Annotated in this window: 10 protein-coding genes and 1 tRNA gene; 8 read left to right on the forward strand and 3 right to left on the reverse strand. The window is 42.3% G+C overall.

Annotation, left to right across the window (positions count from 1 at the left end; all coding sequences use genetic code 11):
- The first annotated feature begins 64 nt into the window (after positions 1–64).
- Positions 65–1,864: a lysophospholipid acyltransferase family protein gene (locus IPH84_19180; protein ID MBK7175286.1), complete on the forward strand. Its 1,800-nt coding sequence runs from the start codon at positions 65–67 to the stop codon at positions 1,862–1,864.
- Between the two features lie 106 nt (positions 1,865–1,970).
- Positions 1,971–2,819 (forward strand): glycerol acyltransferase, encoded by an 849-nt coding sequence (locus tag IPH84_19185; protein ID MBK7175287.1) that lies wholly within the window; start codon positions 1,971–1,973, stop codon positions 2,817–2,819.
- A gap of 291 nt (positions 2,820–3,110) precedes the next feature.
- Here IPH84_19185 and metG read toward each other — a convergent pair whose 3' ends face one another.
- Positions 3,111–5,168, reverse strand: a complete 2,058-nt coding sequence (metG, locus tag IPH84_19190) for a methionine--tRNA ligase (protein ID MBK7175288.1) — start codon at positions 5,166–5,168, stop codon at positions 3,111–3,113.
- A 177-nt stretch (positions 5,169–5,345) separates the two neighbouring features.
- Here metG and IPH84_19195 point away from each other — a divergent pair, with 177 nt between their 5' ends.
- The 3 genes from IPH84_19195 (at position 5,346) to IPH84_19205 (ending at position 7,735) form a co-directional block, all read left to right on the forward strand.
- Positions 5,346–6,242: a radical SAM protein gene (locus tag IPH84_19195; protein MBK7175289.1), complete on the forward strand. Its 897-nt coding sequence runs from the start codon at positions 5,346–5,348 to the stop codon at positions 6,240–6,242.
- A gap of 103 nt (positions 6,243–6,345) precedes the next feature.
- Positions 6,346–7,371 (forward strand): LD-carboxypeptidase, encoded by a 1,026-nt coding sequence (locus IPH84_19200; protein ID MBK7175290.1) that lies wholly within the window; start codon positions 6,346–6,348, stop codon positions 7,369–7,371.
- Between the two features lie 4 nt (positions 7,372–7,375).
- Positions 7,376–7,735, forward strand: a complete 360-nt coding sequence (locus tag IPH84_19205) for a YraN family protein (protein MBK7175291.1) — start codon at positions 7,376–7,378, stop codon at positions 7,733–7,735.
- 74 nt (positions 7,736–7,809) lie between these two features.
- Here IPH84_19205 and IPH84_19210 read toward each other — a convergent pair whose 3' ends face one another.
- The gene (locus tag IPH84_19210) at positions 7,810–8,928 is read right to left on the reverse strand and encodes a universal stress protein (GenBank protein ID MBK7175292.1); all 1,119 of its coding nucleotides are present in this window, start codon (positions 8,926–8,928) and stop codon (positions 7,810–7,812) included.
- A gap of 292 nt (positions 8,929–9,220) precedes the next feature.
- On the opposite strand from IPH84_19210, the gene IPH84_19215 reads away from it, so the two are divergent.
- The gene (locus IPH84_19215) at positions 9,221–10,801 is read left to right on the forward strand and encodes a pseudouridine synthase (GenBank protein MBK7175293.1); all 1,581 of its coding nucleotides are present in this window, start codon (positions 9,221–9,223) and stop codon (positions 10,799–10,801) included.
- 475 nt (positions 10,802–11,276) lie between these two features.
- On the opposite strand, the gene IPH84_19220 is transcribed toward IPH84_19215, so the two are convergent.
- Positions 11,277–11,360: transfer RNA gene (locus tag IPH84_19220), tRNA-Leu, on the reverse strand.
- Positions 11,361–11,637: 277 nt separating this feature from the next.
- Here IPH84_19220 and IPH84_19225 point away from each other — a divergent pair.
- Positions 11,638–12,450, forward strand: a complete 813-nt coding sequence (locus tag IPH84_19225; GenBank protein ID MBK7175294.1) for a DUF364 domain-containing protein — start codon at positions 11,638–11,640, stop codon at positions 12,448–12,450.
- Positions 12,451–12,537: 87 nt separating this feature from the next.
- On the forward strand, positions 12,538–13,540 hold a 1,003-nt coding region (locus IPH84_19230; protein MBK7175295.1), incomplete at its 3' end, for a nucleoid-associated protein.

Genomic DNA, 13,540 nt, shown 5'->3' on the forward strand with positions numbered 1-13,540 from the left:
GTGCAAAGATAATGAGATTACTTTAATTTTTCACTATGTTTGTCAATCCTATGGCCGAAATCAAATGAATGGTAACGATCCACTAAGGCTCCTCCGGAATGGATTGCTGTTTAGTCAGAATATCCGTCTGACCAAACCCCTTCTCAAACTTATGCGCCTGAACCGTCTTGAGGATCTCATGTCAACCGGTTGCGGCGGACAAGGGACTACTTTCATTGACCAATTGTTCCGCAAGCTTGAAATTACCCTGGAAATCAGTCCCGACGACCTGAACCGAATCCCCAAAACCGGGCCTTTTATCGTAGTAGCCAATCATCCTTTTGGCGGACTTGATGACCTGGTTTTACTTCGCATTATCTCAGGAATCAGGCAGGATTTTCGGATTTTCTCCAACCCTGTACTGGAAAAATTCAATTGCCTCGAACCTTACTTCCTTCCGGGTACAGCATTTTCATCCATCGGGAGCCACCGATCCACAACAGAACAACTTCTGAACATAGCTCATTACCTGCAATCGGGTGGTTGCGTTGGAATTTTCCCTTCCGGTAAAGTGTCCGGCTACGATATAAACTCCAATAACATTACCGATTCCAAATGGGGTAACCCGGTACTGAGATTTATCAGGAGTTCGGGTGTGCCAGTAGTCCCGGTCTACTTTAAAGGGGGCAATAGCCTCTTTTTCCAGTTGCTGGGAATGATCCACCCTTCCCTTCAGAAATTCCAGCTCTCATCAGAACTACTCAATAAAAAAAATTCCTCCATCGAACTACGTATCGGCAACCCAATCCCTGTTAAAGATCAGCAGGAATTTACCGATATCGAGCGCTTCGGAAGGTACCTCCGCGCTAAAACCTATGCCCTGGGAACCTCTCTTGAAGTGAAAAAATTCTTTACCAAAGTGGACGAACATCTCCCAATAGCAGAGGAGATCATAGCCGCAATCCCTTCGGAAATCCTACATGCCGAGATTGAAAAACTATCCCATGACCGGCTTTTATTCGAAGTTGCACCGTTTAAAGTGTATTGTAGCCCTGCGATTGAAATCCCTAATCTCATTCTGGAAATTGGAAGACTTCGCGAAGAAACATTCCGTCAGGTTGGAGAGGGAACAAATAAAAAAATCGACCTGGATGAATATGACCTTTATTACAGGCACCTTTTTATCTGGGATACAGAAGCCCTTCAATTGGTAGGAGCCTACAGACTTGGAATGGGGGCTGAAATCCTTGCCAAATACGGGATAAAAGGATTTTATATTCACAGCCTTTACAGGATCAGCGAAGGACTGCGGCCTGTTATGGGGACAGCCATCGAACTTGGACGATCATTCATCGTTGCTTCGTATCAGCGTAAACCCCTATCTTTGTATTGCCTTTGGAAAGGCATACTGTATTTTCTGCTTAAACTCCCTGAATACCGCTACCTCTTAGGCCCTGTAAGCATCAGTAACCGTTTTTCCGATTTCTCCAGAAGCCTGATGATCGAATATATCATGCTTCATTATTTTGATCATCAAATGGCGGAATTTGTGAAACCCAGGAATCCTTTCAGAATGAATACAGGGGATGTAGATGTGGAAATCCTGCTGGAAGGATCAAGGGACATAGGTAAGTTTGATAAACATATCAGGGATGTGGATTTTGAAGACGCAGGAATGCCCGTTCTATTGAAAAAATACCTCGGTTTAAATGGTAAAATTGTTTCATTTAACCTGGATCCTGATTTCAATGACGCACTGGATGGATTATTGGTCCTCGACCTCATGAATGTTCCTATGCAGGTAATTACCAGCCTTTCCAAGGAAATAAATGATGATTCCATCCTCGAAAGATTTAATCCTGACAGGCAGGGATTTAGTAAGTAATCACAGAGTTTTTGAATCCTAATGAATTATCGGCCAACCCCTGGTGCATCTTCGATTCAAAACAGGCACTTTATTCATATTCTGAAATCGAATTAACACCCAATGCATGAAGTACATTGATGTTCATAAATCTATTAAGGAAAGTAAATCTGCTTTTCTCAAAAAACTACCCCGCTTTGTTATTAACTGGATTGCAAAAATCATTTGCCAGGATGAATTAAACTATGTGCTGGATAAATTCAAGGACTGCCAGGGAGGAGATTTTCACAGGAGTGTAATGAAAGAACTCAATTTAACCCTGGTGGTTGACGGACTTGAGAATCTTCCTGACAAAAACAAGTGCTTTTTCATGGCAAACCATCCCTTCGGGATTTTGGATGGTTTAGCCCTTACAAAGACAGTGATTGAGAAATATGGTGATTTCAGAGCCATTGGGAATGAAGCTTTTGAGCTTATCCCTAACCTCCGCCCCTACATCGCCCTGGTGAATCCTTATGGATTAAGTTCAAAACAGTATGTGCTGGAACTTGAAAAGGTGTACCAGTCGGACATTGCCATTACTCATTTCCCTGCAGGAGAAGTTTCAAGACATTATCACGGTAAGATACAGGACCGGGCTTGGCAGAAGAGCTTTATCACCCGGGCCATCAGCTGCGAACGGGATATTGTCCCTTTCTATTTCCACGGCCGTAATTCAAGATTATTCTATGGCATTAACCTGGTGAGACGATTTTTTGGCATAAAGCTCAATATCGAACTTATGCTTTTACCCCGTGAGTTCTTCAGGAAAAGAAACAGTACTATCCGGTTTACCATAGGGAAACCCATTCCCTGGCAGACTTTCGATACATCACATACCCATGTTCAGTGGGCTGAAAAGGTAAAAGAACATGTGTATTCACTTGCTGCCGCCGATGGAAGCACAAAGGAATTTACAGTGCGTACACCAAAGTGATAATGCTCTGTCACCATCATCCGAAAACATAAATAGTTTGCACTACTTGATTTCTCTGAGTCTATAGGAATTAGTGGCATAATTGCATTGCCAAAAAAGAACTTACTAAGGGAGAGTTTGCCGGTAGGTACCCCCAACCCCCTATAAACAGGGGGCTTTAACCGGTTCTTTTAATGGCAGAATTACCTTAAGGCAAATTGTGCCTTATAAGACAATCCACTCCCTCCCTACTTGTAGGGAGGGCTGGGGTGGGTAAACTTTTTCGCCTTTAATACAATCTGTGAGTATTGCTTACCTGATTTCAGAACCCGGTCCGAATGCCTCAGTGGGAGTAACAAAGCAAAGTTTCCCTTCTTTATTCTCAGCCATAAGGATCATCCCTTTGGATTCAATCCCTTTCAGGTTGCGGGGAGCAAGGTTAAGCAACAAGACTACTTTTTGCCCGATGATCTCTTCCGGATTATAATGTTCAGCAATCCCTGAAACAACGGTTCTTTTATCGATGCCGGTATCAATGGTGAGCTTCAGTAATTTTTGTGTTTTGGCCACTTTCTCAGCTTCCAGTATCACCCCCACTCTCAGGTCAATTTTACCAAAATCATCATAACTGATCTCCGGTTTCGATGGATTAATAGGTGTAGCTTCTGCCTCATTGGCTGCTTTTGTATCGAGTAACTTCTGGACCTGGGCTGCAATCACATCATCCTCAATTCTTTCGAAAAGCAGAGAGGCCGTGTTTAACTGGTGGCCATCAGGGAGCAGATCGGCTGATCCGGCTTGATTCCATTTGAACGGACCAATGTTCAGCATGCCCAGGAGCTTTGTAGCAGTAAAAGGCAGAAAGGGCTCACCAAGAACCGATAGATTGGCACAAATCTGTAGTGAAATATTCAGGTTAGTACCTACCTGTTCGGGATTTGTGGCAAATACTTTCCAGGGCTCAGTATCAGTCAGGTACTTATTCCCGAGACGTGCCAGGTTCATCAGTTCATTCAATGCCTCCCTGAAACGGTAACTCTCAATGCTGGAAGCAATTTTGCCGGGGAAAATGGCAATATCTGCCAAAACCTGTTTATCGTAATCAGATAAAGCTGCCCTTGGAGGGATTTTCCCGCCAAAATACTTATGGGTGAGTACCAGTGTGCGGTTCACAAAATTTCCAAGGATCGATAGTAACTCGCTATTGTTGCGGGTCTGGAAATCTTTCCATGTGAAATCATTATCTTTTGTTTCCGGAGCATTCGCTGCCAGCACATACCTCAATACATCCTGTTTCCCCGGGAAATCAACCAGGTATTCATGCAACCAGACTGCCCAGTTGCGGGAAGTGGAAATTTTATCGCCTTCAAGATTCAGGAACTCATTGGCCGGCACATTGTCGGGGAGGATATAACTTCCTTCAGCCTTCAGCATAGCGGGAAAAATGATACAATGGAAAACGATATTATCTTTTCCAATAAAATGGACCAGTTTGGTGTCCTGCGACTTCCAGTAGGGTTCCCAGTCTTTTCCTGTTTTCTCCGACCATTCCCTGGTAGCAGATATATAACCAATGGGTGCATCAAACCATACGTATAACACTTTCCCTTCCGAACCTTCCACCGGCACTTTAACACCCCAATCCAGGTCGCGGGTTACGGCACGGGGTTGAAGTCCGCTATCGAGCCATGATTTGCATTGCCCGTAAACATTGGTTTTCCAGTCTTCTTTATGCGATTCCAGTATCCATTCCTTTAACCATCCTTCGTACCTGTCGAGGGGCAGGAACCAATGTTTGGTTTCTTTCATAACAGGAACATTGCCACTCAAAGCCGATTTGGGGTTGATTAATTCAGTAGCACTCAGGGTAGATCCACAACTTTCGCACTGGTCGCCATAAGCCCGTTCAAAGCCACATCTCGGACAAGTCCCGGTAATATAACGGTCAGCAAGGAAATGCTTCGATTCTACATCGTAATACTGCTCACTGAACTGTTCAATGAACTCATGCTGATCATAAAGCTTACGGAAAAAGGCAGATGCTGTTTCATGATGGATGGGTGCAGAAGTTCTGCTATAAACATCGAAAGCGATTCCAAATTCTTCAAACGACTTCTTAATGATTTCATGATATTTATCCACCACCTGCTGAGGGGTGAGCCCTTCTTTACGTGCACGGATCGTAATAGGAACTCCATGCTCATCACTACCCCCGATAAAGATTACATCAGCACCTATTGAGCGCATATAACGGACATAAATATCAGCAGGTACATAAACACCGGCCAAATGCCCGATATGGATAGGCCCGTTCGCATAGGGAAGGGCTGAAGTAACGGTGATCCGCTTGTAATTCTTCTGATCGCTCATGATAGTGTCTGCCTTGTGTTTGATTAGCGCTGCAAAGATAAGGATTCCTGAAAATGAACACCTCTCCTCTTAAGAAGCATGATTCTCATCAAAAATTAAGATATTATACAGTAGGTATCAAAAGAAATTCTATCTTGTTTTCCGTGTTTTGATTAAAATCTAATCATTTTAAAGTCAATGAACGGGGAAAAAGACGGGTTCAAAGATATGTATGTCAAGTCGGCTCTGCATTATCATACTTCAGAGATGCCTTGCCATTGGGATGTTAATGCATACAGGGGATGTGGGCATGGCTGCCGTTATTGTTTTGCCCAGTATACCCATGAATACATTGAAGCCGGAAACTTTTTTGATCATATTTTCGTCAAGAGAAACATTGCTGAAATCCTTGATAAAGAGCTTGGCAAAAAGTCGTGGGGCAAGCAGCGGATTAACCTCTCGGGAGTAACTGATGCCTATCAACCCCTGGAAGCAACAACGAAGCTGATGCCCTTGATCTGGAAAGTATTGATCAAACATAAAAATCCCGTTATCCTTTCAACCAAATCCTCACTGATCCTTCGCGATATTGAATTAATCAGCGAACTGGCTTCACTTACTTCTGTATGTATTACCTGTTCCATTACCATCATGGATGAAAACCTCCGCAAGCTGATAGAGCCGGGAGCTGCTCCAACTGAAGATCGCTTTAAGGTACTGGAGGCTTTTGGAAAGGTGGGGTGCAAGACGAGTGTTTTATTAACTCCCGTAATGCCTGGTATTAATGATTCGATGAGCAACCTTGAAACTATCTACCAGAAATCCTCTGAAACCGGCGTTACAGGCATCTCACCCTGGCCCCTAAACCTCAGGGGAAATACAAAAAGCCGGTTTTTCAGTTTCCTGAAATTGCATTTCCCGGAACTTCTCCCCAGGTACCAGCAATTATTCAAAGGCTGGCATGTAGATAAGAGCTATTCCGATGAACTCAGGGAAAAAGTACAGTTTCTTCGCGAAAAATATGGAATTCCCGGGGTTAGCCTTCCTCCTGAAGAACAGAAAATCGCCGTAGTACAGCTCAGCTTGTTTGATTAGAAAATTGTTTCAGGCAAAATCAAACTCTGATATTGCCTGATAGCATTTCAGAAAAGATTAAATCCACGCTGATTTTCCTTATTTTTACCATAAAATTGAAGGAATGATCAGCCCACCCTATCTCAAGTCAGGCGATAAGATTGCCATTGTGGCACCTGCCCGAAAGGTCAGCCCTGCCGAGATAGAGCCTGCTATTAAGATATTCAGGGATTGGGGGTTACAGGTGGTTACAGGACCACACCTGTTTGGCGATCATCATCAGTATTCCGGGATAGATGCAGAACGGACCGCTGATATGCAAATGATGCTTGACGACCCGGAAATCAGGGCCATATTCCCGGCAAGGGGTGGTTATGGTACGCTCAGGATCATTGATCAGCTTGACTTCAGCAAATTCTGCATCAGCCCTAAGTGGATCGTGGGTTTTTCTGATGCTACAGTGTTTCACTCTCACATTCATACCCAATTCGGGATTGAAACGCTGCATGCAGCCATGCCATTCTCCTATGGCACTGACGGCGCTGATAGCTACAACCTTTCCACCCTTAAAAAAGCACTTTTTGGAGAGGAAATGCAATTTTCGCTTCCGGCTATGGAGCAAAACAGATACGGGGAAGCTGAAGGAATACTGGTAGGAGGAAATCTTTCCATTCTTTATGCCCTGAATGGTTCCGCTTCCGATCTGAATACCGAAGGAAAAATCCTTTTCATTGAGGATCTTGATGAATACCTTTATCATATCGACCGGATGATGTTAAACCTGAAACGATCCGGCAAACTGCATTCACTTGCAGGACTAATCGTTGGCGGGATGTCGAAAATGAACGACAATGCTGTTCCATTTGGAAAAACCGCCGAAAACATCATCAGGGAAGCAGTTGCTGAATATGATTACCCTGTTTGTTTTGGATTTCCTGCAGGCCATGTTCCTGATAACCGGGCACTCATAATGGGAAAGACCGTTAATATGGTTGTTGGCGAAAACGGTTCATCCATTACTTTTTCAAATGCTGCAACCTTCAGCAAGGGAACAAAACTACCCCGGATCATAAAACCTCTTTTAATATTTCTTGCATTCTTTGTATTTATCTATCTGCTTTATTCACTTTTAATTCCTGTTATTCAATAGTTTTATGGCAACACATAATGACCTTGGAAAAAACGGCGAAAATATCGCTGCGAATTATCTTTTGAAATCAGGCTACGATATCCTGGCCCGCAATTGGCGTTATAACCGCGATGAAATCGATATCATTGCAAAATCAGGTGAATGGCTGGTTATTGTTGAAGTAAAAACACGGACTTCTGCCTGGTTCGGGGAGCCCGAAATGGCTGTAACCCCTTTGAAACAGCGATCCATGGTGAGAGCTGCAGAAGGTTATATAAAAGAACAGGATTATAAGGGAGAAACCCGCTTTGATGTGATTGGGATTCTGTTTGATAAGGAAAAAGTTTCTTTGAACCATATTCGGGATGCATTCTTACCCTGGTAATATGCATGGGTAGCAACATCAAGTGGAATGGCCACTAGTGTCCAACTTTCCGGAATCAAATCTTAAAAGGGATATCACCCTGCATGAAACACAAACAAAGGTTTACCGGTTTCAGAATAAATCTTCCGTGTCATGCTTGGAGCAAAAAGCTTTTCCAGAGGTCCTTTCTTATGATTTATCACTGCTATGGCATCAATCTCATTATTCCTGATATAAGATTCAAGGCCATGTAGTATATCATCACTCACCATCATTGAAAAAATCACTTTGTTATCTGCATATTCCTGTGAGAGATGCCTTTTCAATTCTTCCATTTTAACAGGATCCCAGGGTTTCTTGGCACCTACGCTAACATGCACACAATGCAGCTGTATTTTCAATGGAGCAATCATGGTGAGCAAACGGTTGATTACACCATAATCTGAAGGATCAAAATCGGTGGCATACATCATTTTATTAATATCATCCATACTCTTCACCGATTTATCTGGGATAGCAAGAACAGGAATATTGGAATTCTCAATCACTCTTGTTGTCACTCTTCCCATAGGATGACTTCCTTTGGTGAGCCCAATTGTTCCCATGATAATGATAGCGGGACGATATTTTCTGCTATACTCTACAATTTCCTCTGAAGCCTCTCCATTGGAAAGACCGATAGAAATTTTTACGTCCCTGATTTTCTCATTTAGGCACCAGGCATTAAGTTTCTCTTCCAGTTTTACCAGGTTGATCCGCGCATTTTTTTCAATTTCCCTTAGACTGCTGGACAATTTCACCTGATATGAGTAATGCTCATCATAGGGCGTTATATCGATGGCAGGATTATAAAAAACATGCAAGAGTTTGACCTCAGCTTTGTACTTATGTGCAAGGCTAATTGCGAATCGGGATGCATGCAATGAAAGTGTGGAAAAATCTACAGGAACAAGTATCCGCCTGATTACACCGATATTTCTAAAGGCTTTCTCTTTTGCCACCCCATAACTGTTGATGGTTTGATCAATGAGTGAAATTGCCTTTGCCACATCTTTTTCCTGGACTCGCAGATCTGCTGCATGTATAGGTTGAACAGAATCCTTTGGAACTAAAAAACAATCAATTCCTTCCGTTTGCAATTGTATTTGAAGAAGCATCGCCCGGGAATATGGGAAAGTACCGACAGTAATAATGCGTTGAGTCATTGTTTTCATAGAACCCCCTTTTTAGGCCTGTTCCGGAATATGCCGTTTACACAAATATAATAAAAAAAAGTCGTTTTTTTTCAAATACGGGTGTTTATTTTGTGCTTTTAACAAAGATTATCGGTTTTAATGCTTTTCGGATCATTTGAATCAGAGACGAATTTGATTGTTCTGATACCTGATTTTAGAATTGCATAAAATATTTGTTTTCTGGACTTTATAGTCTCTGCAGCTGTGCCCTTTGAAGGAAGGATAAAAGGTATCGTTTAGTTCGTACCTTTGCAAAAATCTAGCATCTGGTATGGAACGCAAAGCACGGCCTGGAAAGGCAAGTCCTGACAAATCAACTTCAAAATCTTCCAAAAAGCCCAAAGGAAAAGTAACCGGTCGAGCCGGAGCCCGCTCTCCTAAAGGGAGTGTGCGAAAAGAGCCACTTCGCCCTGCTCCGGGTAAAAGAACTGAACCTGATGTAGATTCAACCATTGATTCACCAGTAACCAGGACACAAAATCCCCGGGAAGACCGACCTGCCAGAACCCCAAAAACCAGAGAAGACCGTCCGGGCCGCACCTCTTTTGCCAGGGATGATCGCCCTGCAAGAACACCAAAACCAAGAGAAGATCGTAAGCCAGCTGACAGGGAAGATCGCTCCGAAAGAACTTATAAACCCAGGGAAGATCGTAAGCCAGCTGATAGGGAAGATCGCTCTGAAAGAACTTATAAACCCAGGGAAGATCGTAAGCCAGCTGACAGGGAAGATCGCACCGAAAGACCTTATAAATCCAGGGAAGATCGTAAACCTGCTGACAGGGAGGATCGCACCGAAAGAACCTATAAACCCAGGAAGAAGATCATCTGCAGGGAAGAACGCTCGGAGAGAACCTATAAGCCAAGAGAAGATCGTAAGCCAGCTGACAGGGAAGAACGCTCCGAAAGACCTTATAAATCCAGGGAAGATCGCCCCGGCCGCACATCAGCTGACAGGGAAGATCGCCCCAAAAGAGACTATAAACCCAGGGAAGATCGTAAAGGTCCATCAGGAGATGATAGTCGCACGAAACGCCCCTTTGCAGGAAAGAAGGAAGGATATGGCCGTCCAAAAAGAGATGGTGGAGGTTACGATGCTAAAAAACCAACCGCAAACACTTCCTCCGGACGGGGTGAAGAGGGCTTGATCAGGTTGAATAAGTATATTGCCAATTCAGGGGTTTGTTCCCGCAGGGAGGCTGACGACCTTATCCAGGCAGGGGTAGTCATGGTGAATGGTAAAGTGGTTACTGAACTCGGAACAAAAGTTTCTTCTTCGGATAAAGTGCAATATGATAATCATACCATCCGCAATGAAAGGCATGTGTATGTGCTTCTGAATAAACCAAAAGGTTACATTACAACCACTGATGACCCATATGATCGCAAGACCGTGATGTCACTGGTTGCAGATGCCTGTAAAGAACGGATTTACCCGGTAGGTCGCCTCGACCGGAATACCACCGGTTTATTGCTACTTACCAATGACGGAGAAATTGCAAAGAAGCTTACCCATCCAAGGCATAAGGTGAAGAAAGTGTATCATGTGGAAGTCGACAAAGCAGTGACTAAAAGCGATATGATCAAAATAGCGACTGAAGGTGTGGAACTCGAGGATGGTGTTGCTGTAGTGGATGAAGTCGCATATGCAGAAGGAGGAAGCAAAAAGGAGGTAGGTGTTGAATTGCATTCAGGAAAAAACCGGATTGTAAGGCGCATCTTCGAAGCTTTGGGATATGAAGTCATAAAACTTGACCGTCTTGTCTTTGCCGGGTTAACCAAAAAAGACCTTCCAAGAGGTAAGTGGAGATTACTGACAGAGCATGAAGTGAATTACCTGAAAATGCTTAAATAGAGCGTAAATTCACTTGACCAGGTTGTCTACAAAGGGCTGTATCAAGAGACGGTTTTTTTACCGCAATGACGCAAGGGGAGCGCAAAGACGCTTTTGACCTTATTTGAAAGCAGAAGACTTTTTCAAATTAGTGAAATAAAATAGCAACTAATTCTGAAGTTTCTGATTTTACAAATCTGCTTAATTCTTCCTGTTCGTAATTTCTTCCTATAATTGCAGCCAAGGTAAACTGGTTATAACTCGCCACAAATACATAAATATATAATGATATGGCGATTAATAAATCGATATCTTGCTATACATATGTAATATAATATAGATATGGCGAATAATATAAGTATTATTCGCCATATCTATCTACCAACTAAAGATGTGGCGAACTATGCTTGTCAAATATTATAAAAGAACAGAATATCCAATTCCTGATACAGAACCAACCACAAAAAAAAGAGCCCTGAAGTTCAGGACTCTTTTGTACCCGGGGCCGGGATCGAACCGGCACGTACTCACGTACATCGGTTTTTGAGACCGACGCGTCTACCAATTCCGCCACCTGGGCAAATGGTGTGCAAATTTACAAAAATTACAATCCAACAATGGATTATTCTTTAACGAATTGAATTTCCTAAGGTGATTTTTTCCATCTGTACTTTTCAAATACTTTCTTCTTTTAAGGGCAGACAGTCTTTCTTCAATGCTATACTTGTTCAGTTAACCCGCTAAGGATTCATAGTTTGTGGCAGATACAGCAAAGGTAACGGAGCTTAGGATGAGAACTTTATTTATCTAATTTTGATTCTGAAAATGCTCTCATTTATTCATGAATAAATCCAGATATGCCCGGCATTCTTGAAGAAACCTTCACCTTGTTGAAATCCCACTATGGAGAGCGTTTCAATGATATTACAATAGAGAAAGTGAATGCGGGAATTTTTATGACACTTGTTAAACTTTCAACAGGTTATAGTGGTATTTCCATTACCGATATTGACACAAAAGAAGGTTGTTATCATTCCAGAGATAAATATTTCGGTCCTTTTTCACCTGGAAAAGTTCACGGGCAAAAAATTGCTGATCTTTTTAATCAAACAGAAGGGAATAAATTGCTGGATGTGTTAAAACTTTCGGTAATGAATGCAATTTCTGCTGAAATTATTGCTCACTCAGCGTATAAAATCATTGAAAATGCTGACCCGGCAGATCAACTTGACCTGAGTACTCCTAAAAATGTGGTAATCGTTGGAGCTTTTCAATCTTATATAAAAAGATTTTCCGATAGTATTCACCATCTTTCAGTACTTGAATTGAATAAAAAGGCTCTGGCACCTGATCAGTATAAATATTTCGTCCCGACGTCAAAAGCGAAAGCTGCCATGAAATCTGCGGACATCATTATAATTACAGGTTCAACCATTTTAAATAATACGCTTGATGCACTGCTGGCTAGTTCCCCTTCAACAGCAACAGTAATAGTTGTTGGCCCATCGTCAAGCCTTATCCCGGATATCCTTTTTGAAAAAGGTGTTAATATTATTGGAGCTACACAGGTTATTGATGCCGACTTAGCCTGCACACTGATCAGTGAAGGTGCCACCGGGTACCATCTTTTTAAATCATGCGCCAGGAAAATTTGCCTGCTTAAAGATTAGTGGTGAAAAATTGAACTGAAACAATCCAGACTTGAATCCCATTAAAGAAATCCACTTAAAATAATCTCAATGACTGAAAGCAATCCCATGTTTGAAAATTGTGAAATCGATTCGGCAGTGGTGCACCACATCGGCTACAAGCCAACAGATGATGGCATCATTTTCTCGAAATCATCTCTACATTTGAACGGGAATACTCATAATAACCTTCTCACCTATTTCCTGACTTCCTTTAAATTTGAGGAATACTTCAACCTTTACCATGATTCGGACCTGAAACTGAATGAGGTTTATTCCTTCGTTACTCAAATTTTCAATGATCCGGATTCATTATATGATCAGTCGGTACATATTGCTAAACACCTGTATGAACAATCCAACCACCCGAAAATCAAAGTCGGGGAACTGTTTGTAGTGTATTTCCGTGGTTGCCAGATCGGAAGGGAAACTGTTGATGCGGTTGGCTTATTTAAAGCAGAAACCAAGGATACTTTTCTAAAAGTACTGCCGGGTTCAGATGGATTTGTGATTGAGAGTGAACTCGGCTTTAATATTAACAAATTGGATAAAGGCTGCCTGATCTTTAATTCTGAAGCTGAAAAGGGCTACCTGGTTTCCATTGTCGATTCAGTCAGTCGCTCAACTGATGCGCAGTATTGGGTGGACCAGTTCCTTCATCTAAAGCCCAGGAATGACGAATACTACCAGACAAAAAATGTTCTGAACCTGTGCAAGAGCTTTGTGATTAATAAAATGCCTGAAGAATATGAGGTTTCAAAAGCCGACCAGGTGGAAATGCTTAATAAATCGGTGAAATTCTTCAAGGAAAGCGAGGAATTCGACATGGATGATTTTGCCTCTGAGGTGCTTTCAGACCCCGGTATGATTAATAGCTTTAAATCTTACAAATCAACCTTTGAAGAAGAAAAGGACGTTCAGATCACCGACAACTTTTCCATATCAGAAGCCGCTCTCAAAAAACAAAGCCGGGTATTCAAAAGCATTATCAAGCTGGATAAGAATTTTCATATTTATATTCATGGGGATAAGCAGAATATTGTGAAGGGATTTGATCAGGAAAGCGGATTGC

The organism is Bacteroidales bacterium, from assembly GCA_016707785.1.
Classification (GTDB): Bacteria; Bacteroidota; Bacteroidia; order Bacteroidales; family UBA4417; genus UBA4417.